Source organism: Streptomyces sp. NPDC007164 (genome assembly GCF_040634135.1).
Taxonomy (GTDB): domain Bacteria; phylum Actinomycetota; class Actinomycetes; order Streptomycetales; family Streptomycetaceae; genus Streptomyces; species Streptomyces sanglieri.
In genome coordinates this window covers 135730-160480 of record NZ_JBEYFB010000014.1, presented here as the reverse complement: position 1 = coordinate 160480, position 24751 = coordinate 135730, and the positions used below count along the sequence as shown (strand labels likewise).

Genomic DNA, 24751 nt, shown 5'->3' with positions numbered 1-24751 from the left:
CCGAGCGGCAGCCCTCAGCCCTCGTCGCGCTGGTGGTACGTGCGGCGCGTGTGTTCCGTGTGGGAGCGCATGATCTCCGTGGCCCGCTGTTCGTCGCGCGAGGAGATCGCCGCGATGAGCGAGCGGTGCTCGATCCAGGACCCGGTGCCGCGCTGCCGGGCCACCGGGGTGTAGTACCAGCGGACCCGGCGGTCCACCTGGCCCGCGAGTTCGGCGAGGACGACGTTGCCCGCCAGCTCCATGACCTTGGCGTGGAAGTCCGCGTTGGTGGCGACCGCGAGGTCGACGTCGTCGGCGGCGACGGCCTGCTCGCCCTTGGCGCAGAGCTCCTCCAGGGCCGCGATGCCGGCCGGGGAGGAGTTGGCCGCGGCGAGGCGCGCGGCCTCGGCCTCCAGAAGGGTGCGGACCGAGAGCAGCTGGTCCGCCTCCTCCTCCGTGGGCTCGTGCACGAACGCGCCCTGGGCGGGCCGGAGATCGACCCAGCCCTCGGTGTTCAGCCGCTGCAGGGCCTCGCGCACCGGCTGGCGGGACACCCCGAGATGGCCCGCCAGCTCGCTCTCGACCAGGTGCTGACCGGGACGGAGGGCACGCGTCGTGATAAGTTCGAGCAGCGCCTCATACACGCGTTCGCGCAGCGGACCGGGCCGTTCCAGCTTCGGCACAGCCCCCTGCGGCAGTCCTGTGGACAACATCGCGGTCCCCCTCCAGCCGACGAGCACCCATTGCTTATCGTCTACAGTCTACCGAGCACAACGCCCCTCAGGGACAGCGGATCACCTGACCCGCGTACGAGAGATTTCCGCCGAAGCCGAAGAGCAGGACCGGCGCACCGCTGTGGACCTCGCCGCGCTCCACCAGCTTGGACAGGGCCATCGGGATCGAGGCCGCGGACGTGTTTCCGGAGTCCACCACATCCCTGGCGATGACCGCGTTGACCGCACCGATCTTCCTGGCGACCGGTTCGATGATCCTCAGGTTGGCCTGGTGCAGCACCACCGCCGCCAGCTCCTCCGGCGCCACGCCGGCCTTCTCGCACACCTTGCGGGCGATGGGCGGCAGTTGCGTGGTGGCCCAGCGGTAGACGGACTGCCCCTCCTGGGCGAACCTCGGCGGGGTCCCCTCGATCCGCACCGCGTTCCCCATCTCCGGCACCGATCCCCACAGCACCGGACCGATCCCGGGCCGGCCGTCCCCGCCCGGCTCCGCGACGACGACCGCCGCACCGGCCCCGTCGCCGAGCAGCACACAGGTGCTGCGGTCGGTCCAGTCGGCGATGTCCGCCATCTTGTCGGCGCCGACGACCAGGACGCGTTCGGCGGCCCCGGCCCGGATCGCGTGGTCGGCGGTGGCGAGGGCGTGGGTGAAGCCGGAGCAGACCACATTGATGTCCATCACCGCGGGCGAGCCCATCCCGAGCCGGGCGGCGACGCGCGCCGACATGCTCGGTGAGCGGTCGATCGCGGTCGAGGTGGCGACCAGGACCAGATCGACCTCGGCCGGCTGGAGCCCCGCCGCGGCCAGCGCCTTGGCGCCCGCGTGCGCGGCCATCTCGTCCACCGGCTCGTCCGGGCCACCGACGTGACGGGTCTTGATGCCGACGCGACTGGTGATCCACTCGTCGCTGGTGTCGACCAGGGCCGCCAGATCGTCGTTGGTGAGCACCTTGGCGGGCTGATAGTGGCCGAGCGCCACGACACGTGAGCCGGTCATGTACGGGGTCCCCTCGCTACGAATGGCAGGAACCATCCAGTCTTGGTCGCTACCGCCCGGTACACGTGCACGTGTTCCCACAGGAATAGCGCCCGGCCGTTGGAGGCTTGACAACAGCCCCGGCCCCTCGAAAGGCATATTGTAGACAATATCCTGCCAAGTGGCGGCGCGGGCACGCGCCGGCGCCCTCCGCACATGCCCCGGCACCGGCTGCGGTGTCACACTCCAGGTGCAGGACCAGGGCCCCTTCGGCTTCCAGCGCGTCGCGGCCTCCACCACGTACAGAATCGGGTTCAACCGCCATGGGACGGGTCACCGAGCGTCGCCGCACCATCCGCATCCGGGACGGGGCCGTCTCCACCCGCCCCGACACCCTCGTCGCCGAGGAGCCCCTGGAGATCCGGCTGAACGGCAGGCCGCTCGCCATCACGATGCGCACCCCGGGAGACGACTTCGCGCTGGCGGCGGGGTTCCTGGTGAGCGAGGGCGTCATCGGTGACGGCTCCGAGGTGCAGTCGATCGTCTACTGCGCCGGTGCGACGGCCGACGGCGTCAACACGTACAACGTGGTGGACGTGAAGCTCGCCCCCGGGGTCGCGGTCCCCGACATCACGCTCGAACGCAATGTGTACACCACCTCGTCCTGCGGGCTGTGCGGCAAGGCGAGCCTGGACGCGGTACGCACCACCACCCGGCACCCGGTCGCCGACGCTCCCCCGCTGCGGGTCGAGCCCGCCCTCCTCTCCGCCCTTCCCGACCGGCTGCGCGCCGCACAGCGGGTCTTCGACCGGACCGGCGGGCTGCACGCGGCGGCGCTGTTCTCCGAGGCGGGCGAACTGCTCGACATCCGGGAGGACGTCGGCCGGCACAACGCGGTCGACAAACTGGTCGGCCGGGCCCTGACCGACCACCGGCTGCCGCTGTCCCGGGCGATTCTGCTGGTGTCGGGGCGGGCCTCGTTCGAGCTGGCCCAGAAGGCGGTGATGGCCGGCATCCCGATGCTCGCGGCGGTCTCGGCGCCGTCGTCGCTGGCCGTCGATCTGGCGGCCGAGACCGGACTGACCCTGGTCGGCTTCCTGCGGGGCCCGTCGATGAACGTGTACGCGGGCGAGCAGCGCATCGCCCTGGAGGCGGCGGCCGCCCGGGAGTGAGGCGACCGGCCCGTCCCCGTCCTCAGCTCGCGACAGCGGGCCGGGGCGACACCGGCCCGTTCACCGGCTGCTCCTCCCGCGCGTCGCGCGAGCGGCGCTTGGCGATCACCGCGCACACCATCAGCTGCATCTGGTGGAAGAGCATCAGCGGCAGCACGGCCAGGGACGCCTGCGCCCCGAACAGCACGCTCGCCATCGGCAGCCCCGAGGCCAGGCTCTTCTTCGAACCGGCGAACTGGATCGCGATCCGGTCCTCCCGGTCGAAGCCGAGCCGCTTCGCCCCGTACCAGGTCAGCGCGAGCATCAGCGCGAGCAGCAGCACCTCCGCGCCGAGCAGCGCCCCGAGCCGGGCCGGGGTGACCTGGTGCCAGATGCCCGCGACCATGCCCTCGCTGAAGGCCGTGTAGACGACGAGCAGGATCGAGCCGCGGTCGACGTAACCGAGGACCTTCTTGTGGCGGGTGATGAAGCCGCCGATCCAGCGGCGCAGCAGCTGCCCGGCGACGAACGGCAGCAGCAGCTGGACCCCGATCTTCAGCAGCGCGTCCGCCGAGAATCCGCCGCCGTCGTTGCCGAGCAGGGCTGCCGCGAGCAGCGGGGTGAGGAAGATCCCGGCGATCGAGGAGAAGGAGCCCGCGCAGATCGCCGCGGGCACGTTGCCGCGGGCGATCGAGGTGAAAGCGATCGACGACTGGATGGTCGACGGGACGAGGCAGAGGAAGAGGAAACCGCTGTACAGCTGCGGCGTCAGGACGTACGGCACCAGCCCCCGGCCGGCCAGCCCGAGCAGCGGGAAGGCCACGAAGGTGCAGATCAGCACGGTGAGATGGAGCCGCCAGTGCTTGAGTCCGTCCAATGCCTCCGCGGTGGAGAGCCGGGCGCCGTAGAGGAAGAAGAGGAAGGCGACGGCCCCGGTCGAGGCACCGCCCGCCACCTTCGCGGCGCTCCCCGACGCGGGCAGTATCGCCGCGAGCACGACGGTGCCGATCAACGCCAGGATGTACGGGTCGAGCGGCAGCCAGGACGGCGGCTTCAGGGTGCGGCGGCTCATGTGCTCCACATGTTCTCTTGGTTCTGGTCCTGCCCTCTCCATGCTGCTCCCGATCGGTGCGATCGGGAATCCCGCACACCGCTCTCACTGTCATCACGTTGCGCGATATCCTTGGGCTCATGTACGAACCCGCACAGCTCCGTACCTTTCTCGCCGTCGCCCAGACGCTGAGCTTCACCCGGGCCGCCCGCCGGCTGGGGGTACGGCAGTCCACGGTGAGCCAGCACGTGCGGCGCCTGGAGGACGCGGCGGGTCGGCAGTTGTTCACCCGGGACACACACCGGGTCGATCTCACCGTGGACGGCGAGGCGATGCTCGGCTTCGCCCGGACGATACTCGCGGCCCATGAGCGGGCCGCCGCCTTCTTCACCGGCACCCGGCTGCGCGGTCGGCTGCGGTTCGGGGCCTCCGAGGACTTCGTGCAGACCCGGCTGCCGGAGATCCTGGAGTCGTTCCGCCGCGACCACCCGGAGGTCGAGCTGGAGCTGACGGTGGAACTCTCCGGGACACTCCATCAGCGGCTCGCGGCCGGGCGGCTCGATCTGGTGCTCGCCAAGCGGCGCGCCGGTGACACGCACGGCGAGCTGGTCTGGCAGGACGCGCTGACCTGGATCGGCGCCCCGCAGCTGCGGATCGACCCGGACGGCCCCGTTCCGCTGATCGTCTTCCCGCCGCCGGGCATCACCCGGGCCCGCGCCCTGGAGGTCCTGGAGGAGCACGGCCGGTCCTGGCGGATCGCCTGTACGAGCACCAGCCTGAGCGGGCTGATCGCGGCCGCCCACGCGGGGCTCGGCGTGATGGCCCACAGCCGGGGGCTGATCCCGCCGGGCCTGGCGCCGGTGCCGGCCAGGGCGGGGCTGCCGGAGCTGGGCGGGGTGGACTTCGTACTGTCGCACGGCCGCCGCCGTGACGGGGCGCACGAGGCGGCGGACGCCCTGGCGTCGGCGATCCTGGCGGGCGGCGACCGGCTGATCCGGGGCGTCGGCCCGATGGCGCCGATCAGCGGCCGGGACGGCGCATGACCGCCCGCGCGTGCGGGAAGCATCGGACGGCGGAGGTCGGGTGACCGACCCACCCGATTCAGGACGGACGAGGGCAGAACACCGCGCATGCGTCCGGAACGGGAGTGGCAGCGGCGTACAGATTCGGTGGAGATTCCGGCGCCGACCGCTCACTCTACGGTCCAGGCCACGCCCGAGCCTTGCCCATCTGGCCGGATTTCGGTGACTGACCTGTGCATATGCCCGGTTGTCCACCCGCCCGGGGCCCTCCCGCCGCGCCGCCCGGTGGGGTAGCGTCACGGCGCTGTGCGGAGCGCCACAAGGAGCAGGTCATTGCGCGAGTTCACTGTCCCACCCATGGCGGCCGCGCCCCTCGTGGGCGGCCTGGCCGATGTGGTGTTCGACCATGCCGAGGAGGACCCGGACAGGGTCGCGCTCGGTCGGAAAGACGCGAACGGACAATGGCGGGATGTCACTGCTGCGGCGTTCCGCGACGAGGTGCTGGCGCTGGCCAGGGGGCTGATCGCGCACGGCGTCAGATTCGGCGACCGGGTGGCCCTGATGTCGCGCACACGCTACGAGTGGACGCTCTTCGACCTCGCGCTGTGGGCGGTGGGCGCCCAGTCCGTACCGGTCTATCCGACGTCCTCGGCCGAGCAGGTGCTGTGGATGCTGCACGACGCCGAGGTGTCGGCGGTGATGGTCGAGCACGAGGACCACGCCATGACGATCGCCTCGGTGATCGACCGGCTGCCCGGTCTCAAGCGGCTCTGGCAGCTGGACGCCGGCGCGGTGTCCGAGCTGGTCGAGGCGGGTGCGGACGTCGAGGACGAGGTGGTGCACCGCCACCGCCGCGCGGTGACGCCCGATTCGGTGGCGACGGTCATCTACACCTCGGGGACGACGGGGCGGCCCAAGGGCTGTGTGCTCACGCACGCCAATTTCATGTTCGAGACGGACACCATGGTCGCCCGCTGGCGGTCGGTCTTCCATTCCAGGCCCGGTGACGAGGCGGCGACGCTGCTCTTCCTGCCGCTGGCCCACGTCTTCGGCCGGATGGTCGAGATCGCGGCGATCCGGGGCCGGGTGAAGCTGGGCCATCAGCCGGAGCTGTCGGCCAGGGCGCTGATGCCGGACCTGATGTCGTTCCGGCCGACGTTCATCCTGGCGGTTCCGTACATCTTCGAGAAGGTCTTCGACGCCGCCCGCCGCAAGGCCGAGGCGGAGGGCCGGGTCGGGCCGTTCGACAAGGCCGTGGACATCGCGGTGAAGTACGCGGAGGCGCTGGAGGCGCGGGCGTTCGGGACCGGTCCGGGGCCGTCCGCCGGGCTGCGGATGCAGCACCAGTTCTTCGACAAGGTCGTGTACAAGAAGGTGCGCGACGCGATGGGCGGCCGGATCCGGCACGCCATGTCCGGCGGTTCGGGGATGGAGCGGCAGCTCGGACTGTTCTTCGGAGGCGCCGGCGTCACGGTGTACGAGGGCTACGGGCTGACCGAGTCGACCGCCGCGGCCACGGCCAATCCGCCGGAGCGCACCAGGTACGGCACGGTCGGGCTGCCGATCCCGGGGACGACCGTGCACATCGCCGAGGACGGTGAGGTGTGGGTGCACGGCGGCAATGTGTTCGGGGGCTATCTCGGCGCCCCGGAGGCCACCGACGCGGTGCTGCGCGAGGGCTGGCTGGCCACCGGGGATCTCGGTTCGCTCGACGAGGACGGCTATCTGACGATCACCGGGCGGAAGAAGGAGATCCTGGTGACGTCGGGCGGCAAGAGCGTGTCGCCGACCGGTCTGGAGGAGCGGGTGCGGGCGCATCCGCTGGTCGCGCAGTGCATCGTGGTCGGCAACGACCGGCCGTACATCGCGGCCCTGGTCACGGTCGACCAGGAGTCGGTGGACCACTGGCTCGTGATGCAGGGGCGGGCGCCGCTGAAGCCGGAGGAGCTGGTGCGCGATCCGGACCTGGAGATGGAGGTCCGGCGGGCGGTGGTGGCCGCCAACACGGCGGTCTCGCAGGCCGAGTCGATCCGTACGTTCCGGATCCTGGCGCATCCCTTCAGCGAGGAGCACGGTCTGCTCACCCCGTCGCTGAAGCTGAAGCGCAGGGCGATCGAGACGGCGTACGCGGCGGAGGTCGACGCGCTGTACCGCTGAGACCCGGCAGGCCCCGGCGGTACAGCGGGTACGACGTCAGTTGCTAGGTGATCGAGACGCGGAACAGCTTGTCCGAGCCGTCGGGTTCGTTGCCCTTGTTGTCGCAGTTGGTGGTGGAGAGCCAGAGCTGGTCCTGGCCGGGCACCTTGGTGACGGTGCGCAGCCTGCCGTACGTACCGACGTAGTACGCGCTCGGTGTGCCCAGGTTCTCGGTGTCACCGGTGATCGGCACCCGCCACAGCCGTTCGCCCTTCAGGGCGGCCATGTAGATGACGTTGCGGACGATGGCGATCCCGCTGGGCGAGGCCTCGGAGATGTTCCAGGTCTTCTTCGGGTTGGTCATGCCGGTGGTGGTGCAGGTGCCCTCGCAGACGGGCCAGCCGTAGTTCTTGCCCGGCTTGATGAGGTTGAGCTCGTCCTTCTTGCTGTCGCCGAACTCCGCTTCCCACAGACGGCCGTTGCGGTCGAAGGCGAGGCCCTGCGGGTTGCGGTGTCCGTAGCTGTAGACGTAGTTGCCGAACGGGTTGCCGGGGGCGGCCTTGCCGTCCGTCGTCATCCGCAGGATCTTGCCGTTCAGCGAGTTCTTGTCCTGGGCCAGGTCGGGGGTCTGCGCCTCGCCGGTCGACGCGTACAGATAGCCGTCGGGGCCGAAGGCGAGCCGTCCGCCGTTGTGGTACCGGCTCTTCTTGATTCCCTGGAGCAGAACCGTGTACCCGCTGAGCGAGCTTCCGTCGTAGGTCATCCGGGCGACCCGGTTGCCCTCGGACGCGGTGTGCATGAAGTACACGTAGTGGTTGCTGGACCACTTCGGGTCGACGGCGACGCCGAGCAGGCCGCCCTCGCCGTCGGTCGTGACGGCGTCGGGCACGGTGCCGACCTGGGTGCGGGTGCCGTCGGGGGTGGCCTTGAGCACCTTGAAGCTGTCCCGTTCGGTCACCAGCGCGGTCTTTCCGTCGGGCATCCAGTACGTGCCCCAGGGGATGGACCAGCCGCTGGAGACGGTGGCGATGCCGGAAGGCACTCCGCCGTCGGTGGCGCAGTCCGGGGTGGTGAAGGTGACCGCGTTGCTGGGCGGTGAGGCGTTGCCCGCCGCGTCCTTGGCGACGACGTCCAGGGTGTACGGGCTGGCGCAGGCGAGCCCGGTGAGTGTGGTCGTGGTGGCGGGCGGGGTGCCGGTCACGGTCTTGTAGACGGTGCTGCCGCTGCGTACCTCGTACGCGGTCACGGCCTTGTCGTCCGTGGACGCCCCCCAGCTCAGGGCGACGCTGTTCGCGGTGAGGTTCGAGGTGGACAGGGTGCCGGGTGCCGTGGGTGCGGTGGTGTCGGAGCTGCGCAGGGTGGTGCAGTCCACGATGGGGCTGACCGACGACACATTGCCGGCCGCGTCACGCGCGAACAGTGTGAGGTTGTACGTGGTACCGGGGGTGAGGCCGGTCAGGTTCTTCGTGGTGGTGGTGCCCGGTGCCTCGCCGAACTTGTTGCCGTGTTCGTAGATGTCGTACGCGACGACACCCACGTCGTCGGTGGCGGCGCCCCAGCTGAGCGTGAGGCTGTTCTCGGTGATCTCCGAGCAGCTGGGCGCGGTGGGCGCGGTGGGTGCCTGGGTGTCCGACGGGGCGGTGACGGTGACGTCGAGGTAGTCGAGGTTGGGCAGCCCGTTGGCCGTCGTGGACGTGAGCCGGATCTTGTTGCTGCCCGCCTTGAGCGGGGTGGTCAGGGTGGAGGTGGCCCAGGTGTTCCAGTCGGTGGTGGCTTTGAAGGCGCGGGCGGCCGAGACGACCGTGCCGCCCACGGCGACATCGGCGGGCCGGGCGTCCGCCGTTCCGTTGGAGTACCGGATGGCGATCTTCCCGGTGCCGGCGGCGGCCGCGTCGACGGTGAACTCCACATGGCTGCCGACGACGTTGTCGCCGTTGACGAAGCCGGTGCCCGAGTAGCCGGAGTGGTTGGACTCGGCGGCGCCCCCGACGATCGTCGCGGACTCCGCCTCGTACCGGGTGGCGGCCGCGGAGGCCGACTGCGGGACCGCCTGTACCAGGGCGGTACAGAGGAGTACGGCCGTGAGGGCGGCCACTCTGCCTCGTACCGTGGTGAGTGTTCTGGTCTGCATCCGATCCTCCGTCAGGGAACCCAGTAGTTGCCGGATGCGACGATCATCGACTGGAGCTGGACGCTCCCGCCGTAGTAGAGATCCGGGTCGATCGACGTGGTGGCGAGCTTGTTCCAGAGTGCGTCGAGCCAGGCCTGGGAGCCGGAGTCGGTCAGCGCGGTCACGACGAACGGGGCGGTGAACGCCATGTCGTTGCCGTTGTCGAACACCGAGCCGTTCAGGTGGTAGCCGCTGGCGATCTTGTCCGGGTTCCCGCCGGCCTTGGTCTTGATCCAGGAGTTGAGCTTGCGGGCCGAGGCGAGCGAGGCGCTGTCCCCGCTGGTGACGGCATCGGCGCCGATGCGCCACGGGTCGCGGCAGGCGTTCCAGGAGTAGTCGCCGTCATTGGGGCTCTCCAGCACCTCGCCCGGGGCGGGCTTGGCGGTGCTGTTGGTGTTGACGACGAAGTCCGCCAACAGACCTGTCGCGGAGGCGTACTTGGACTGCTGCGAGGTGATCAGGTTCTGGTGTGCGGTGCGCACGGTGTCCCAGGTGCTGTCACCGGTGGCGGCCCTGAAGGCGCGGAAGTGGTCGATCATCCAGTCCGAGGAGCGGGTCATCCAGTAGTGGGATTCGCCGGAGTCCGACCAGTCGCCGAACAGCATCAGGTGCGTGGTCGGGTTGACCTCGCTCTTCTTGATGGCGTTGATGTGTTTGACCGCGAGGTCCTTGTAGTGGTACGTGCCGGTGGAGCCCCACTGCTTGTCGGCGAGGAGCAGTCCGAAGGCGACGTCCAGGTCCCCGTCGGTCGCCGAGTCGGAGCCGTCCACGCTCTTGCAGGAGGCGTCCTGTTCGGCGGCGAGCAGATTGGCGTTGTTCACCGAGGGGTGCGCGAGCATGTACTTGACCATGCCGTCGAAGACGGTCTTCGCGTCGGGGTCGGCTCCCGCCATGGTCGCGGTGACGACCATCCCGTAGCCCTGTGCCTCGGCGACGTAGGGGTGGTCGGCGTCCGGCGAGATGACCTCGTACCAGCCGTTGCCGCAGTTCTTCTTGACGAACGCGGACTTCCAGGCGTTGTACGCCCTGATCACGGCCTGGTCGAGTGCCGACTGTGTGCCCGAGGGCTTCAGCATCCCGGCGGCGTAGGGGAATTGATGGCTGCCGAAGGGCACCGCGGGGCCACCGGCCGCCGGGGCCGCGGTGTCGAGATAGTCGAGGTTGGGGCCGCCGTTCGCCGTGGTGGCGGTGGCCCGGACAGTGTTGGTCCCGGCGGCGAGCTTCGCGCCGATGGTCTTCGTCTTCCAGGTGTCCCAGGATCCGGTCCCGCCGAAGGAGACACCGGAGGCGACGACCGTTCCGTTCACACTGATGTCCAGCGGCCGGTCGGTGGTGGTGCCGTTGGCGTAGCGGACGGCCATCGAGTCGCTGCCCGCGGCGGTGTTCACCGTGAACTCCGCATAGGATCCAGCCACGTTGGTGTAGTCGACGAAGCCGGTGCCCGAGTAGCCGGTGTGGTTCGTCGCCACCGCCGCCCGGGCGAGTACGGCGCCCTCCGCCTCGTAGCGGGTGTCCGCCGCGGCGGCGGACGGCGCGCCGAGCAGGGGCAGCAGCAGTCCGGCGGCGGCGAGTGCCGCTCCGCCGAGGGTCAGTCTGCTCTTGGTGGTACGCATGGGATCTCCTCAGCCCTTGTACTGGACGACGATCTTGGTGAAGTCGTACGGGGACTGGGACACCCCACTGCAGGTGTCCCCGTCGCTGCCGGAGCCGCAGCTGCGGTCCCGGTTGACGGACCAGAAGGCGAAGCGCGCGATGTGGTGCTGCTGCGCGTAGCCGAGGATCGTCCGGAAGTCGGTGGTGGTGACGGTCTCGCCGGGCTCGTCCGTCTTCCCGTTCATCGAGGAGACCCCGATGTGCCGGTGCGCGGTGGCGTCGTCGTAGCCGTAGGCGCTCTTCACGGCGGCCTTCAGTCCGTCGAGGGCGCCGACCGTGGCGGCGCCCATCGTGCCGCTGTGCCCGCCGAAGTCGAACGGCATGACGACCCAGCCGTCGTTGTCGAGACCCGCGGCGGCGCCCCGCTCGATGAGGTCCTCGCCGGTGGCGTCGGGGCCGGTCGGGGTGGTCCCCATGGTCACGTACGTCACGATGCCCGGATTGGCGTTCTTGACGATCTTCAGGGCGTCGACCACCCGTTGCCGCACGGTGGCCCTGGAGAACTCGGTGTCCTCGATGTCGATGTCCAGCGCCTTGAGGCGGTAGGCGTTGATCACCTTCTGGTAGGCCCCGGCCAGCGCGGTGGCGCTGGTGCACTTCTCGCCGAGCTTGTCGCCGCTCCAGCCGCCCACCGAGACGACGATGTCACCGCCGGCCGCCCGGATGGAGTCGATGGCCTTCTGGTCCGAGCCGCCGGTCAGCGGCCGGTCCCCGTCCCACTTCGGGTTGCAGGTGCCGTCCGAGAGGACGAACGCGAGCGTGAACCACTTCACGCCGGTCGCCGCCATCACCTCGGTCGGCTTCTGCGGGTTTCCCCAGCCGAGGTACTCGTACGGTGCCGCGGCCATGGCGCCGGGGCCCGCGGCCCTGATGCCGGGGGCCGGGGAGCCGGGGCCGCCGTTCGCCGTGCCGGCGGTGGAGTCGGAGCGGGCCCGGTCCGCGTTCTCGACGGCGGAGGCCTTCGGGAGGTGGCCCAGCAGGGGCAGGAGCAGACAGCTGAGGCCCGCGAGGACGGCCACCAAGCGGCGTGGGGGTGCGGCAGGGTGCACGGATGATCCCTTCCGGTTGCGGTGTTAGGAAAGGTTCCTAACCGACACTGCATAGGATTCCCTGCGGAGCTTTCTGTCAATGCCCCGCGTGGGCCCAAATCCCGGACAGGGCAATCGGGTTGGCCGGTGTGCGGGCAGCCCTGAGGGGCGGCGGGGATTCACCCCGCCGCCCCGGGCACGCCGGTTCGAGCCACCTCCTGACGGGACGGTCCGGGCCGGTCAGACCAGTTGGTGGCCGCGCATGCCGGTGAGCAGGAGATGGGTGTCCCGCAACGATCCCGAGGTGTCTCCGAGCGACCGGTAGATGCCCCATTTCGGCCGGACCCGGTCGGCGAGGAGCGTGTCGACACCGGACTTCGACCTGTCGATGACGGTGGTCGCCCCGTCCTTCAGGATCCAGCGGACCGAGCCCGACGTACCGTCACCGATCGTGATCCGGAAGTCGACGTCGATCCACTTGTTCTGGAGCGGTTCGAGGTCGGTGCGGCCGACGAGGATGTCGGCGACGGGCAGCTTGAGTTCGATGGTCTGTACGCCGCTCACCCGACGCAGGGACTGGACGACGATCGGGGAGGTGCCGGTGCCCGGCTGCTTCATCTGCATGATGTGGGTGAAGCTGGTGGTCGCCCTCAGCGAGTCGGGGATGTACATGCGGTACGTGACCCGCCAGGTCTCCCCGGGCAGCCACTTGAGGTACGAGCCGCTGCCGGTGCGCAGCCCGGTCACCTCCTGGCGCTGACGGTCTGTCGAGGTGTCCCGGTCCACGGTGTGCATGTTGAACCGGAAGTTGTCGCCCTCCACGAAGATGTGCGGCTGTCCCGCCGGATGGGAGTCGGCCCGGTCGTCCTCGACGGTCTCGAAGGCGCCGAGTCCGTCACCGCTCGCCGAGGGTGACCAGCGCAGTTTCCAGCTCGCCGCGTGGGCGGTGGCGGGGAGCCCGGCCGTTGCGGCGACGGCGCCGCCGAGGGCCGCGCCGAGCAGTGCTCGCCTGGAAGGGTTCGTCACTTCGACCTCGCTGGGAGTCGTTCGTTCGGGATCTCGGGAGTTGTCGCGCCGTACCACGGGGGTATCACGGGATTGCTCGCGCCCTTGCCGCGCCGTTCTCGCGCCGTCGCGCGTTCACAAGAGTGTCCGTTGTTCAGTGATGTGCTCAAGAGTTGCGTGCTGACGGGTCTCGGTCAATGGCCCGGACGGAAGAGGCCGGAGCGATGACGGTGCGCCGAGGGGCGACGGCGCGAGCCCTCGGAACTTCGGGCGGCAGGGGGAATGTCTGGCGGCGGGTGATCGTTGACTACGGGAGTACCAACCAACGACGTAAGGATCGACCGCTCGTGAGCCAGGTCCCCTCCATCACTCTCAACAATGGCGTCGAGATGCCTCAGCTCGGTTTCGGCGTCTGGCAGGTGCCGGACGACGAGGCCGCGAAGGCGGTCGCCACGGCCATCGAGTCCGGCTACCGGAGCATCGACACCGCCGCGATATACGAGAACGAGCAGGGCACCGGCCGGGCGATCGCGGCCTGCGGTGTCCCGCGCGAAGAGCTGTTCGTCACCACGAAGCTGTGGAACAGCGAGCAGGGCTACGACTCGACACTGCGGGCCTTCGACGCCTCGCTCGACAAGCTGGGCCTGGACTACGTGGACCTGTACCTGATCCACTGGCCGGTGCCGGCCAAGGGCGCGTACGTCGACACGTACAAGGCGTTCGAGAAGATCCACGCGGACGGCCGCGCGAAGGCCATCGGTGTGTCGAACTTCCTCCCCGGGCACCTGGAGCGGCTGCTCGGCGAGACCTCCGTGGTCCCGGCGGTCAACCAGATCGAGCTCCACCCGCAGCTCCAGCAGGCCGAGTCGCGTGCCTTCCACGCCAAGCACAGCATCGCGACCGAGGCGTGGTCGCCGCTGGGCCAGGGCAAGGGCCTCCTGGAGGTCCCGACGGTCGTCGCGATCGCCCGCAAGCACGACCGCACGGCCGCCCAGGTGGTGCTCCGCTGGCACCTCCAGCTCGGCAATGTGGTGATCCCGAAGTCCGTGACGCCGTCCCGGATCGCGGAGAACCTCGATGTGTTCGGCTTCGAGCTGGACGCCGACGACCTGGCCGCGCTCGCCGCGCTGGACGAGGGCAAGCGCCTCGGCCCGGACCCCGCCGAGTTCAACGTCGGCGCCTGAGCCACGACGAGACGGACCGCCGCCCGGCTGCCGAGCCGGGCGGCGGTCCACCACTGGACAGCCCTGGGGCTGAAGGGACCGGAACCATGAGCGGGGACACCGCACCCGTCGTCGCCGCGGGCCGCTATCAGCTGCGCAATGTGGCCAGCGGACTGCTGCTGGAGGTGTACGGCTCCGCCAAGGGCGGCGGCGCCCCGGTGCAGCAGGGCCCGGAGACCGGATCGGCCTCCCAGCACTGGCAGCTCTCGCCTGTGCACGAGGGCGCGGCGCTCCACTACCTGGTCAATGTCCACAGCGGGAAGCGCCTGGACGTCGCCAACGCCTCGACCGAGAACGGCGCCGTGATCCAGCAGTGGCGGGCCAACAACTTCGGCGCCCAGGAATGGCTGATCGAGCGGCACCTGGAAACGCCGGGAGTGGTGACCCTGGTCAGCTTCATCAGCGGCCTCGTCCTCGAAGTCGCCGACGGCAGCACGGCGGACGGCGCTCGGGTCCAGCAGTGGGAGGACACCGACTCCCCCGGCCAGTGGTGGCGGCTGGAACCGGCGCGGGACGCCACCGGCGCATAGGCCGGATACAGGCCCGCACGGGGACATGTGCGGCTGTGCGTAGTGCGCACCGCCGTCCCGGCGGCCCTTCGGGGCCGTCCCGCCCCGGGCCGTCACTCGCCTGGGCCAAGACGACCCGCCGACCCCCTGGCGGCCGGCACATGGGCGGCGTCTGCCACGCCGACGCCACGTTCTGCCGCCCGGTCGCCGGGCCCCGCCAAGGGCCGTACCGGTCGGCTGGCAGAGCCTCGCCGTCCGGCTTTAATATGGCCTGGCAGGTGTTCGAACCTGTGGTTGTTCAGGTCAGGCTATCCGACCGGGGCGACCCGGTCGGATAGCCTGAATGGAGCCCCGGCCCGATTACGGCGGGCCGGGGTTCTACGTCACCTGAGTGACTCGGATTTACCAGTCCTTGCCACCGCGGTCGTCGTCGAAGTGACGCTCGATCACCCGGAAGCTGCCCACGACACCGTTCTTGACCCACACACCGCCCTCGACGTGGCCCGGGTGTACCCCGTTGCTGTCGCTGTGCGGTCCGACGGTGGCGATGGGGGCGCCGTTGTCGCAGGTGACCCCGCGGAAGACCTCGACAGTGTGGCGGCTGTCGTTGCGGATGTTGAGGGTCTTGGAGCCGAGGCCACTGACCACGGTCACGCAGCCGCCGAGCTCGTCACTGTACGTCCGCTCGTTGATGTGGATGCGACCCTCGTAGTGGTCCCGGCCCCCGCCGTAGCCGCCACCTCGCTCGTTGCCGCCGCCCTTGCCCTCGTTGCCCTTGCCGACGTCGCCGCCGCCGAGAGCCGAAACGGGAGCAGCCTGCTGGACGGCCGGGGCCGCCGCCTGAGCCGGCTCGGAGGTGGCAGCCGAAGCGTAGGTGATGCCGGTAGCGGCGAGGGCCGCGGCGGCCGCGACGGCAGCCGTAACGATCGTGGAACGCGTAATCATGTCGCTTCTCCTGTCTCAGAGAGACCGACCGATGCGGTCGATCTGCGGATGAAATTACTGACGATCCGAATACGTGTCATTTCAGACACGTCAAAGGTCGACGCCCGAGCGCCAGTCGGGTTACATGAAATACGCGATATGCGATTTTCACATCATTAGATGAGTTCTAACTGCCCCTGCTCGTAGGTGGGTTGACTTGCCATTAGGCTGCACAGGGGACTTTCTGATGCCCACTCACCCCGGCGGCAGTGTGTCTTGCCTTGACACGGGCCAGGCAAGACACTGGTGCCGCAAATGCCCAGGTCAGCCGTCCAGCCAGCGCCTGAGATCCTCGGTGTGCTCACCGAGGCGCGGCGGCCGCCGTTCGTACCGCGGCGGGGTGCGGGACAGCCCGATGGGGTTGGCCACCAGGCGCATGGGGTCGTCGGGGTTCGCGTCGGCCGGTGTGACCCGCGGCGACAGGCCCAGACGCTCGGCGAGATCGAAGGCGCCCGCGAGGTCGTTGACCGGGCCGCAGGGCACCCCGAGCGGGGTGAGCAGGTCGAACCACTCGGCCGCGGTGCGCGGGGCGAGCCGCGTGGAGATCTCCTCGGCCAGCGCGTCGACGTGTGCGACCCGGTCCGCGTTCGAAACGAACCGGGGGTCGGTGGCCAGCTCCTCGGCGCCCAGGCCCCGGCACAGGGCACGGAACTGCCGGTCGTTGCCGACGGCGACGACCAGCGGCCGGTCCGCCGCCCGGTAGATCTCGTACGGGGCGATGGACGGGTGGCGGTTGCCGAGGATGCCCGGCACCTGACCGGCCAGGGTGTAGCCACCCGCCTGGTTCACCATGCTCGACAGCAGCGAGGACAGCAGATCGACCTCGACGTGCTGGCCCTCGCCGGTCGCGTCGCGGTGGCGCAGCGCCGCCATGACGCCCACGGCCGCGTGCAGTCCGGTGAGCACATCGACGAGCGCCACACCCGTCTTGACGGGCTGCCCCGGTGCGGGCCCGGTGACGCTCATCAGTCCGCCGACCGCTTGCAGCAGCAGGTCGTAGCCGGGCAGCGCGGCGCCTTCGCCGGATCCGAATCCGGTCACCGAGCAGTAGACGATGCCGGGGTTGAGCGCCTCGGCCTGCGCGTAGGAGAGGCCGTGCCTGTCCATCGTGCCGGGGCGGAAGTTCTCGAAGAGCACATCGGCCCGGCGCACCAGTTCGTGGGCGTCGCGGCGCCCTTCCGGTGTGCCGAGATCGATGGCGAAGGACCGTTTGTTGCGGTTCACGGACAGGAAGTACGTCGACTCCCCATGGGCGTGCGGCGGCCCCCAGGCCCGGGTGTCGTCGCCCGCGCCGGGACGTTCCACCTTGATGACGTCGGCGCCCAGGTCCGCGAGGAGCATCGTGGCGTACGGAGCGGCGAGCACCCGCCCGAAGTCGGCGACCACGACTCCCGACAGGGGGCCGGGAACCTGAGTGTCCCCCGGGCGTCCGCCGGCGATCTGCCGCCGCGGCGGGGAGGTTGACGCGGTCTCTTGAGCGGACGGCGTGGCTGGGGTGTGCTGCATGCGGCTCCCTCTCGATGCGGCTTCTCAGGCGCCGGGCCACTGATGACCGCGATCGCGAAGCCTCATCCTGGGCATGCCGCACACCCCGTGCCAGTGGACGAGATGTCCTGTCCGGACACCCGGTACCACTCCAATCCGTCGATGGGCCGCCGGGGCAGGCGTCAGCCCCGTCGGCCCAGGTGCACGGTACGCGCCGAGAGCAGGAAGACATCGGGACGCCGGCGCAGTCCGGCCGGGTCCTCGGGGTCGAGCAGCCGGTCGAGTACGGCGATGTCCTCGGCCGGGAGCTCGTCCGCGAACATCTCGCGGCGACGGCCGAGTTCGGCGACGACGTGGTCGCGGGCCGGGCCGGGGAGCGGTGCCGGAAGGTCGAGCAGGAAGCTGCGGGTGCCCTGCGGCTCCAGCCCCACCGCGGCGAACAGGGCGCTCCAGTCCTCCGTCTCCCGCTTGGCGCCGGGCAGCGCGGCCCGCATGTTCTCGAACCGTTCCGCGTTGATCGCTTCGAGCCTGGCCTCCAGACCGGGCCGTCCCATGCCGATGTCGCGCGGCAGGCGGCGGGGCTGCAGACCGCCCTCGGCCAGGGCGACCGTCCCGCCGGGACGCAGCAGTGCGGCGAACCCGGCGAGGACGGCGCGCTGGTCGCCCATGTGGTGCAGGGCGTTGCCCGCCCAGATGAGGTCCGCCTCCCCCAGTCCTTCGAGGTCGTCGGGGATGTCGGCGTGCCGGGTGCGGACCCGGTCGCCGAGGCCGAGCCTCTCGGCGCGGGCGCGGGTGCGCTCCAGAAGGGCCGGGGTGCCGTCGACGGCGACGACCTCCGCCTCGGGGAACACCTCGGCGAGCAGGCAGGAGATCACTCCCGGTCCGCTGCCGATGTCGAGGACCCTGCGCACCTTCGGTGCCGTGGGGAGCCCGGCGATCCAGCGGGCGGCCTCCTCGTACTGCGGCCGGCTGACCTCGGCCTCCTGCTCCAGCATCGGCCCCATGACGTCCCAGTCGAGGTCGCCGTTGTCGTGGTGATGCCCCTGGGGGGCGCCGTGGTGGCGGCCGGAGGTGTGCCGGTGATGACCGTGGTCGGTTCGCTGACTCATGGAACCACCCTCACCCCGCACCGGCGTCCTGGCAAGCTTTGTTGCCGGTTCGGCAACTCGCACACTTGACGCGTCATGCCCCTCCGCCCGGCGAACCATTCACGCATCAAGCCCTGCCGGATCAGGATCACCCCCGAGGCGGGACGGCACACCACCCCGAAGACATTTTCCCTGGTGAGCGAGGCAGGCGAAGGGCCGGCACCGCGAGCATCACCCCCACACCGGCCTTAGCGCGCTAATTCATCGCCCAACAAGCTTGTGCGACAACAGTGTTGACGCGTTATGGCCGAGCCCATACGGTGCACTCGCCCGCCCCCATCGAGCCGACGCCGGAGCGTACTCATGAAGCGCCGCACCTTCCTTGCCACAACCGCCGCAGTGTCCGCACCGGCCGTCGCCCTGTCGGCGGCACCCGCCGTCGCCGCACCCCTGGCCGCACCCGCCCCCGGCGACGCCTCCTCGGCCGCCGCCGAGACCGTGCGCCTGGTCATCGACGGCATATCGCACGATCTGCCGCCGACCACGGTGCACAACACCACACTCGCGGCGACCGGCACGGCCGGGCAGGCACGGGTCACCATGACCGGCCCGTACAGCGAGTTCTCGATGGCGTTCCCGAGCCCGTACGTGCCCGGCCTCGCCCGGGTGTCGGTGTGGCTCACCGGCGTCACGCCGAAGAAGGGCAACCTCTGGCTGAAGCTCTTCGACGGGGACAGCGAGGAGTGGGGGACGCTGGCCAGCAGGGTCGACCCGGCCGGTTTCGACGGGCGGACCAGGGTCACGTTCGAGCCGCAGCGGCTGGCCCGGATGACATGGAGCGGGAAGGGCGACGGCCGGCTCACCCACCCGCTGCGCCGGCTGGTGCTGGTGTTCTTCCCCGACGACAAGCAGTCGGCCGATCCGCTCGTGCTCGACATCGACTCCGTGGAGGTGGTCGGTGACGGCGGGCCGGTGGCCGGCTGGAGCCGGACCGGCGCGCTGGAACTGACCAGCGGCGCGGACCGGGTCCTCGTCGACGGTCACGGCCGGCTGCTCGACTGGACGTCCGGTGGCCGGGTCCAGTCCCCCGGCGTGCTGCCACTCGCCGTGTACTACGACAACGGCACCGGCGTCTTCTCCGACGAGGCCACGGTCGACGTCACCCGGGTCGCCGCCGACGAGGCCCGGGTCGGCCTCACCGTGCCCGGGTTCTTCGCCGCCGAGCTGGCGGTAAGACTCCGTGCGGGCCGCCTGGAACTGCGCCCCACCGCCATCCGGAACCTCTGGTCCCGGCCCATCCTCCGGATCACCTGTCCCGAGGTGGCGTACCGGGTGATCCCCGCCGAGGGCACCATGCTCGGCATCGCGCCGAAGTGGGGCGGGCTCGCCCACACCCGGTCGGTGCTCGCCGGTGGCTTCTACGCGAATTACGGCATGCCCACCGCGACCCATGACCTGATCCTGTTCGAGGAGGACGACTCCGCGCTCGGCGTGTACTCCGTACAGCCAGCGAGCGCGAAGCCCTACCGCCCGACGCAGTTCGGCTTCGTGGGCGCCCGGGCCCGCGAGGAGTCCCTGACCGGGCTGATGCACCGGCTGGACGCCTGGATCGCCCCCGGCGGGTCCGGGGGCCTGCCCGCGACCCGGCTGGTGGCCGGGGGCACCGCGTTCGACCTGTTCGCGGCCTACCGGGCGGACAACGAGGTGGACTCCTGGCGCGGGCTGTCGGACAAGCTCGGCCCCCGACTGCGCGCGGGGCTGCCCGACGCGGTGCACCTCAAGGTGGACCTGTGGCAGCCGACCGGCGGCACCTGGGCGACGGGCCGGCCCGAAGCGGCCCTCGAATACCTGCGTGCCGTGCCCGGTGGGCCGTACAGCGTGGAGCTGGCCAGCTACTACTCCGACGGGCAGCACGACCACCACTACCCGGACTTCCTCACCTTCGACTACCTCGGCGGGCCGGCGGAGTTCCAGCGGCTCATCGACACCATCCACGACGGCGGGCACTACGCCAGCGCGTACACCAACCCGACGTGGTGGCACCCCGACAGCCGGGCGGTGGCGGAGCTCGGCGGCGTCGAGCGGATCGGGATCCGCGACGGGCACGGCAAGCTGGTCACCAAGACCCACACCGACAACCTGGGGTATCTCATCGGCGGCTGGCGCAAGGCGCCCCGGGCGCTGATCCTCGACCAGCTCCGCACGTTCCGCGACACCTACGGACTGGACATGATGTTCCAGGACGAGATCGCGCGCCGGGAGTACGACTACTCGGCCGACTTCTGCGCACCGCCGTACGCGTACTGCGAGAAGCTGGTGGAGCAGACCGCGCAGTCGGCCGCGATCCTGCCGATCGGCACCGAGGGGGTCGGCGGGGACCGGCTCTTCCAGACCCTGGCGTCGAGCCTCGGCTTCTTCCTCAACACCATGCAGGGCGACCGGGCCAACACGTACGACGGCCCCAACCGCAACGGTGTCGTGGTCCAGCAGTGGCCGCTGGGGACCGGCGTCATGCACGACAAGGTCGCGTTCTACCCGCACAACCTCGACCGGGGCGTCGACACCACCGAGAACCTGAGCTGGGCACTGGCCTTCGGCCTCAATCTGCACTACCAGGCGCAGCACATGGAGCGGGACTTCAGGGCGGGGCGCGGATTCGAGATGCTCAAGGGCCTCTCGCTGGTCCAGCGGCGGGTCGCCGGCCGGTACTTCGGGCGGAAGATGACCGCGTTCCGGTACCTCACGGAGGACCTGAAGGTGTCACGGACGGTGTTCGACGGAGGCGTGGAGATCGTCGCCAGCCACGACATCCAGCCGCGCGCGCTGTCACTGCCCGGCAACCTGGGCACGGTGACCGTCGCGCCGCACGGCTTCGTCGCCTCCGAGCACGGAACCCCGACGTACGCGCTGATCGACGACGCGCACCACCGGCCCGGCCATCTCGCGCGCTGGACGGGCGGCCGGTTCGTTCCCGAACTCGCGTGGTACCCGGCGGACCTGGCGGGCTACCGGTCCGACACGATCCACGCCGACCTCCGGCTCACCGCCACACCCGCCGAGCTCCCCGCCGCCGGCACCACCCGGGCGGCGCTGGCCCTCGCCGCCTGGGACGGCGCACCGGTCGACCTGAGCGGCGCGGACATCGAGTGGGAGATCGAGGGCCGGCCGATCGCCCATCTGGTCACCGACGCCGACGGCAGTGTGTGGCTCGCCCCGAACCCCGGCGGTGCCACCGGCTGGGTCACGGTCCGCGCCGTCGTCACCCGGGACGGGGTACCGGCGTACAGCGGCGTCGAGTTGGTCAAGCTCACCGACGGGTGAGCGGGCGCGGAGGGGTCCGGGGCGCTCAGGCGTACGCCGTCGTTCCGGACACTCCGCCACCGATTGGACACCGGCATATTGCCGGTAGGCCTCCGGACCCATAACTTGCGTTTATGGAGCTGGAGTTGCGCCATCTGCGAACCGTACGTGCCATCGCCGACGCCGGGAGCCTGACCAAGGCGGCCGCGGCCCTCGGGCTCGCCCAGCCCGCCCTGAGCGCACAGTTGCGGAGGATCGAGAAGGCACTCGGCGGCCCGCTGTTCGACCGGGACCACACCGGCGCCCGGCCCACGCTCCTCGGCGAGCTGGTGCTGGAGCGGGCCCGGGTGGTGCTGCCCGCCGTGAGCGAACTCCAGGAGGAGGCGGTGCGGTTCGCCAATGCCTGGGGGACCATGGAGCGCTTCCGGCTGGGCGGCACGCACGGACCGCTGCTGGGCGGCCTGGTGGACCGGCTGGTCGCCGCGCACCCGGCCGCTCCCGTGTCGACGTACACCTCCTGGTCGGTCGGTGAGATCGCCGCCCAACTGATCGACGGGAGGCTCGACTTCGCGCTCATCGGGGCATGTGGCCAGAGCCCGCCGCCCGCGCACGACCGGTTGACCTGGCAGGTGATCGGCATCGACCCGGTCTTCGTGATGCTGCCGGACTCCCATCCGCTGGCCGGTGCGCAGGAGCTCAGCCTCTCCGCCCTGGCGGACGAGTGCTGGGCGGACGTGCCGGGCGAGGGCTGCTTCGCCGACTGTTTCGTCGGCGCCTGCGCACGGGCCGGATTCAGCCCGGTCTCGGTGTACGAGACGGACACGGCGTCGGTCGTCCATCTCGTACAGGTGGGCCGGGCGGTCGGGCTGTGCCGGGCCACGTTCCCGCCGACGCCCGGGGTGGTGACACGGCCGATCACCGGCTCGCCGCTCAGCTGGCGCCATCTGCTGGGCTGGCACCCGCGGTCGGCGGCGGCCGATGCCGCGGCGAGCGCGGTGAGCGGACACACCAGGGCGGCGTACGCGGAGGCGGCGGAGCGCAGCGAGAGCTATACGCGCTGGCTCGCCGCGCATCCGCGGTTCGGAGCGGCGATGTGACATGTGGGCTGTGACATGTGACGCACCATGGGCCGCGTGGCGTGTGACGTGTCACGGGCCACGTGACGTACGACGTGTCATGGGCCGCGTGACATGTGACGCGCCACGGGCCACGTACCGTGTGGCGCCCCGGCTACCGCACCCCGTGCCCGTCGGCGATCGCCGCCACTCGCGCGGCCAGCTTCAGGTCGTTCTCGGTGACCACACCGCCCGCGTCGTGCGTGTTCACGGAGAGGGAGACGGTGTTGTAGCCGAGGGTCAGGTCGGAGTGGTGGTTCAGCTCGTCCTGGATCGCGGCGACGTGCGCGGTCAGCCCGAGGGCGGCGAAGTGGCTGTGGAGCCGGTAGACGCAGGTGATCCGGTCCCCTTCCAGTGACCAGCCGGGCAGGTCGCCCAGACGGTCCTCGATCTCCTGCTGCGACAGCGGTGCGGCGGGCATACGGCGTCTCCCTCATCGGCGAACGGTGCCGGTCGGCGGTGCCGGTGACGTTACGGTCTGGGTATGACGACTGTCGCGATTGACACGGGGGTAGGGCCGCTGCTGCGCAGCTGGCGGGAGCAGCGCCGGATCAGCCAACTGGAGCTGGCGCTGCGTGCCGATTCCTCGGCCCGGCACATCTCCTTCATCGAGACGGGCCGTTCCCGGCCCAGCGAGGAGATGGTCCTGCGGCTGGCCGAGCACCTGGAGGTCCCGGTCAGGGAGCGCAACGCCCTTCTGGTGGTGGCGGGTTACGCCCCGCACTACGCGCAGACGGCGCTCGACGACCCCGCGCTGGACACACTGCGGGAGGGCATGGAGCGGCTGCTCCAGGCGTACGACCCGTATCCGGCGATCGTCGTCGACGGTACGTACAACGTGGTGGCGGCCAATCGGGGCATGGCGCTGCTGACGGACAAGGTGGCCGAGCACCTGCTCGTCCCGCCGCTGAACGCCATGCGGCTCACTCTGCACCCGGACGGCCTCGCCCCGCGCATCCGCAATCTGCGGGAATGGCGGGCCGATCTGCTGGCCCAGATGGAACGTCAGATCGCGCTGGCCCGTTCGGCGGAGCTGCGTGAGGTGTACGAGGAGGTCGCGGCCTATCCCGTACCGGAGAGCACCGGCCGCGGCGGTGCCGGGCCCGCTCCGTCGCTGCCGTTCGCGCTGCCGCTGCTGATCGAGCACGACGGAGCGGTGCTCTCCTTCGTCTGCTCCATCGCGACGTTCAACACACCGATGGATGTGACGGTGGCCGAGCTGGCGATCGAGACGTTCCTGCCCGCCGACCGGGCCACCGCCGACCATCTGCGCTCGCTCACTTCCTGACGACCGGAGCGACCCACGGCGCCCGGGAGCGCGCCAGGACGGCCGCCGCGACGGTCGCACCGGCCAGTACGGCCACGGCGATCAGCAGCGGAAGCCTCGGATGCCCGTGCAGTACGGCCGTGGCGCCGGCGACCGCGCCGAGCATCATCGCGGCGGCCGAGAGCACCCGCCGTCCGGCCCGGCTGCCGCCTCCGCCGGCGAACCGGCTGTCGGAGAGGATGCCGGTGATGGTCAGGGTCAGCACGGTGGTGGTGAGGTCGGGAACCGCCAGCGCCCGGGACACGGCGTTCTGCGCACCGAGCCCCAGGCCGAGGAGCACGACGAGCGCGAAGCGGACCCCGCCGGTGAACGGGTGGCCGGAGGCCGCGGTGACGATCAGCGCGGCCAGGACGCAGGCGGTCTCGACGAGGAGCGCGTACAGCAGCATCCGGCCGCGGTGGGTCAGGGTGCGGTGCACGATCAGGCCGCCGAGCAGCGCCCCGACCGCGAACGCGGCGAGCGCGACGAGTGACGCGGCGAGCGAGAAGCCCGGGGCTCCGGCGATGGCGAAGCCGGAGAAGACCACGTTGCCGGTCATGTTCGCCACGAACACCCGGCCCAGCTCCAGATAGCTGACGGCGTCCACCAGCCCGGTGACGACGGTCAGGGCGAGCATCACGGGCGGCAGCGGTCCATGACGGTCCTCCGGGTCCGGAACGACGGTGGTCCAGGCCTCACGCAGCAGGACGGGCATGGGCACGGGCACACTCCGATCACGGGGGCGACTGCTCGGAATTGTGCGCCCCGGACCCGTGGATCACCATGACCGACCCACGGTGCTCCTCCCGGCCCGCCGAGCCGGAAGGAGCACCGGC

General features: G+C 70.6%; 20 protein-coding genes. 8 read left to right on the top strand and 12 right to left on the bottom strand.

Annotated elements, in window-relative coordinates; all coding sequences use genetic code 11:
- Positions 1-14: 14 nt before the first annotated feature.
- Both ABZ622_RS19915 and ABZ622_RS19910 read right to left on the bottom strand, forming a co-directional pair.
- Positions 15-692 carry a GntR family transcriptional regulator gene (locus ABZ622_RS19915; protein ID WP_266910092.1) on the bottom strand — a complete coding sequence of 226 codons (678 nt, stop codon included), beginning with the start codon at positions 690-692 and terminating at the stop codon, positions 15-17.
- A 67-nt stretch (positions 693-759) separates the two neighbouring features.
- Positions 760-1710 (bottom strand): beta-ketoacyl-ACP synthase III, encoded by a 951-nt coding sequence (locus ABZ622_RS19910; protein WP_360544824.1) that lies wholly within the window; start codon positions 1708-1710, stop codon positions 760-762.
- A gap of 302 nt (positions 1711-2012) precedes the next feature.
- Here ABZ622_RS19910 and fdhD point away from each other — a divergent pair, with 302 nt between their 5' ends.
- Positions 2013-2861 (top strand): formate dehydrogenase accessory sulfurtransferase FdhD, encoded by an 849-nt coding sequence (gene fdhD / locus ABZ622_RS19905; protein ID WP_360544822.1) that lies wholly within the window; start codon positions 2013-2015, stop codon positions 2859-2861.
- A 22-nt stretch (positions 2862-2883) separates the two neighbouring features.
- On the opposite strand, the gene ABZ622_RS19900 is transcribed toward fdhD, so the two are convergent.
- A complete protein-coding gene (locus ABZ622_RS19900) occupies positions 2884-3912 on the bottom strand; it encodes a bile acid:sodium symporter family protein (protein WP_360544820.1) in 1029 nt (342 codons plus the stop codon).
- A 119-nt stretch (positions 3913-4031) separates the two neighbouring features.
- On the opposite strand from ABZ622_RS19900, the gene ABZ622_RS19895 reads away from it, so the two are divergent.
- The gene (locus ABZ622_RS19895) at positions 4032-4934 is read left to right on the top strand and encodes a LysR substrate-binding domain-containing protein (protein ID WP_360544818.1); all 903 of its coding nucleotides are present in this window, start codon (positions 4032-4034) and stop codon (positions 4932-4934) included.
- 336 nt (positions 4935-5270) lie between these two features.
- The gene (locus ABZ622_RS19890) at positions 5271-7070 is read left to right on the top strand and encodes an AMP-dependent synthetase/ligase (protein ID WP_360544816.1); all 1800 of its coding nucleotides are present in this window, start codon (positions 5271-5273) and stop codon (positions 7068-7070) included.
- A gap of 43 nt (positions 7071-7113) precedes the next feature.
- Here the strand turns inward: ABZ622_RS19890 and ABZ622_RS19885 are convergent, their stop codons facing one another.
- The 4 genes from ABZ622_RS19885 to ABZ622_RS19870 all read right to left on the bottom strand — a co-directional run bounded on the left by ABZ622_RS19885 (position 7114) and on the right by ABZ622_RS19870 (position 12926).
- Positions 7114-9180, bottom strand: coding sequence for a PQQ-dependent sugar dehydrogenase (locus ABZ622_RS19885; RefSeq protein WP_360544814.1), 2067 nt, complete (start codon positions 9178-9180; stop codon positions 7114-7116).
- Positions 9181-9191: 11 nt separating this feature from the next.
- Positions 9192-10832, bottom strand: coding sequence for a glycosyl hydrolase family 8 (locus ABZ622_RS19880; protein WP_360544812.1), 1641 nt, complete (start codon positions 10830-10832; stop codon positions 9192-9194).
- A 9-nt stretch (positions 10833-10841) separates the two neighbouring features.
- Positions 10842-11921, bottom strand: a complete 1080-nt coding sequence (locus tag ABZ622_RS19875) for a chitinase (protein ID WP_360544810.1) — start codon at positions 11919-11921, stop codon at positions 10842-10844.
- 219 nt (positions 11922-12140) lie between these two features.
- Positions 12141-12926 (bottom strand): Tat pathway signal sequence domain protein, encoded by a 786-nt coding sequence (locus tag ABZ622_RS19870; RefSeq protein ID WP_360544808.1) that lies wholly within the window; start codon positions 12924-12926, stop codon positions 12141-12143.
- 326 nt (positions 12927-13252) lie between these two features.
- Between ABZ622_RS19870 and ABZ622_RS19865 the strand changes: the two genes are divergently transcribed.
- Positions 13253-14089 carry an aldo/keto reductase gene (locus tag ABZ622_RS19865; RefSeq protein ID WP_360544806.1) on the top strand — a complete coding sequence of 279 codons (837 nt, stop codon included), beginning with the start codon at positions 13253-13255 and terminating at the stop codon, positions 14087-14089.
- An 86-nt stretch (positions 14090-14175) separates the two neighbouring features.
- The gene (locus ABZ622_RS19860) at positions 14176-14658 is read left to right on the top strand and encodes an RICIN domain-containing protein (protein ID WP_360544804.1); all 483 of its coding nucleotides are present in this window, start codon (positions 14176-14178) and stop codon (positions 14656-14658) included.
- Positions 14659-15039: 381 nt separating this feature from the next.
- On the opposite strand, the gene ABZ622_RS19855 is transcribed toward ABZ622_RS19860, so the two are convergent.
- From ABZ622_RS19855 to ABZ622_RS19845, 3 genes are all read right to left on the bottom strand, one after another.
- Positions 15040-15582 (bottom strand): hypothetical protein, encoded by a 543-nt coding sequence (locus tag ABZ622_RS19855; RefSeq protein ID WP_124720797.1) that lies wholly within the window; start codon positions 15580-15582, stop codon positions 15040-15042.
- Positions 15583-15885: 303 nt separating this feature from the next.
- On the bottom strand, positions 15886-17007 hold the full coding sequence (locus tag ABZ622_RS19850; RefSeq protein ID WP_360544802.1) for a CoA transferase: 1122 nt from the start codon (positions 17005-17007) through the stop codon (positions 15886-15888).
- A gap of 281 nt (positions 17008-17288) precedes the next feature.
- Entirely contained in the window at positions 17289-18215 is a 927-nt protein-coding gene (locus ABZ622_RS19845; protein WP_360544800.1) for a class I SAM-dependent methyltransferase, read from the bottom strand.
- 342 nt (positions 18216-18557) lie between these two features.
- Here ABZ622_RS19845 and ABZ622_RS19840 point away from each other — a divergent pair, with 342 nt between their 5' ends.
- Both ABZ622_RS19840 and ABZ622_RS19835 read left to right on the top strand, forming a co-directional pair.
- On the top strand, positions 18558-21515 hold the full coding sequence (locus ABZ622_RS19840; RefSeq protein ID WP_360544798.1) for a hypothetical protein: 2958 nt from the start codon (positions 18558-18560) through the stop codon (positions 21513-21515).
- A gap of 113 nt (positions 21516-21628) precedes the next feature.
- Entirely contained in the window at positions 21629-22591 is a 963-nt protein-coding gene (locus ABZ622_RS19835) for a LysR family transcriptional regulator (protein WP_360544796.1), read from the top strand.
- Between the two features lie 133 nt (positions 22592-22724).
- Here the strand turns inward: ABZ622_RS19835 and ABZ622_RS19830 are convergent, their stop codons facing one another.
- Complete coding sequence (locus ABZ622_RS19830) at positions 22725-23030, bottom strand: 4a-hydroxytetrahydrobiopterin dehydratase (RefSeq protein ID WP_360544794.1); 306 nt, start codon at positions 23028-23030, stop codon at positions 22725-22727.
- Between the two features lie 63 nt (positions 23031-23093).
- Between ABZ622_RS19830 and ABZ622_RS19825 the strand changes: the two genes are divergently transcribed.
- Positions 23094-23897, top strand: a complete 804-nt coding sequence (locus tag ABZ622_RS19825; protein WP_360544792.1) for a helix-turn-helix transcriptional regulator — start codon at positions 23094-23096, stop codon at positions 23895-23897.
- Here the strand turns inward: ABZ622_RS19825 and ABZ622_RS19820 are convergent.
- Positions 23887-24630, bottom strand: a complete 744-nt coding sequence (locus ABZ622_RS19820) for a YoaK family protein (RefSeq protein WP_360544896.1) — start codon at positions 24628-24630, stop codon at positions 23887-23889. The genes ABZ622_RS19825 and ABZ622_RS19820 overlap by 11 nt on opposite strands.
- Positions 24631-24751 lie beyond the last annotated feature (121 nt).

What these genes read in the sequence shown, in the direction of transcription:
- ABZ622_RS19895 (WP_360544818.1), top strand. Translation starts at nt 4,032, where the DNA reads ATGTACGAACCCGCACAGCTCCGTACCTTTCTCGCCGTCGCCCAGACG.
- ABZ622_RS19890 (WP_360544816.1), top strand. Translation starts at nt 5,271, where the DNA reads ATGGCGGCCGCGCCCCTCGTGGGCGGCCTGGCCGATGTGGTGTTCGAC.
- ABZ622_RS19830 (WP_360544794.1), bottom strand. Translation starts at nt 23,030, where the DNA reads ATGCCCGCCGCACCGCTGTCGCAGCAGGAGATCGAGGACCGTCTGGGC.
- ABZ622_RS19855 (WP_124720797.1), bottom strand. Translation starts at nt 15,582, where the DNA reads ATGATTACGCGTTCCACGATCGTTACGGCTGCCGTCGCGGCCGCCGCG.
- ABZ622_RS19900 (WP_360544820.1), bottom strand. Translation starts at nt 3,912, where the DNA reads ATGAGCCGCCGCACCCTGAAGCCGCCGTCCTGGCTGCCGCTCGACCCG.
- ABZ622_RS19860 (WP_360544804.1), top strand. Translation starts at nt 14,176, where the DNA reads ATGAGCGGGGACACCGCACCCGTCGTCGCCGCGGGCCGCTATCAGCTG.
- ABZ622_RS19820 (WP_360544896.1), bottom strand. Translation starts at nt 24,630, where the DNA reads ATGCCCGTCCTGCTGCGTGAGGCCTGGACCACCGTCGTTCCGGACCCG.
- ABZ622_RS19880 (WP_360544812.1), bottom strand. Translation starts at nt 10,832, where the DNA reads ATGCGTACCACCAAGAGCAGACTGACCCTCGGCGGAGCGGCACTCGCC.
- ABZ622_RS19915 (WP_266910092.1), bottom strand. Translation starts at nt 692, where the DNA reads ATGTTGTCCACAGGACTGCCGCAGGGGGCTGTGCCGAAGCTGGAACGG.
- ABZ622_RS19835 (WP_360544796.1), top strand. Translation starts at nt 21,629, where the DNA reads ATGGAGCTGGAGTTGCGCCATCTGCGAACCGTACGTGCCATCGCCGAC.
- ABZ622_RS19885 (WP_360544814.1), bottom strand. Translation starts at nt 9,180, where the DNA reads ATGCAGACCAGAACACTCACCACGGTACGAGGCAGAGTGGCCGCCCTC.
- ABZ622_RS19845 (WP_360544800.1), bottom strand. Translation starts at nt 18,215, where the DNA reads ATGAGTCAGCGAACCGACCACGGTCATCACCGGCACACCTCCGGCCGC.
- ABZ622_RS19825 (WP_360544792.1), top strand. Translation starts at nt 23,094, where the DNA reads ATGACGACTGTCGCGATTGACACGGGGGTAGGGCCGCTGCTGCGCAGC.
- ABZ622_RS19910 (WP_360544824.1), bottom strand. Translation starts at nt 1,710, where the DNA reads ATGACCGGCTCACGTGTCGTGGCGCTCGGCCACTATCAGCCCGCCAAG.
- fdhD (WP_360544822.1), top strand. Translation starts at nt 2,013, where the DNA reads ATGGGACGGGTCACCGAGCGTCGCCGCACCATCCGCATCCGGGACGGG.
- ABZ622_RS19840 (WP_360544798.1), top strand. Translation starts at nt 18,558, where the DNA reads ATGAAGCGCCGCACCTTCCTTGCCACAACCGCCGCAGTGTCCGCACCG.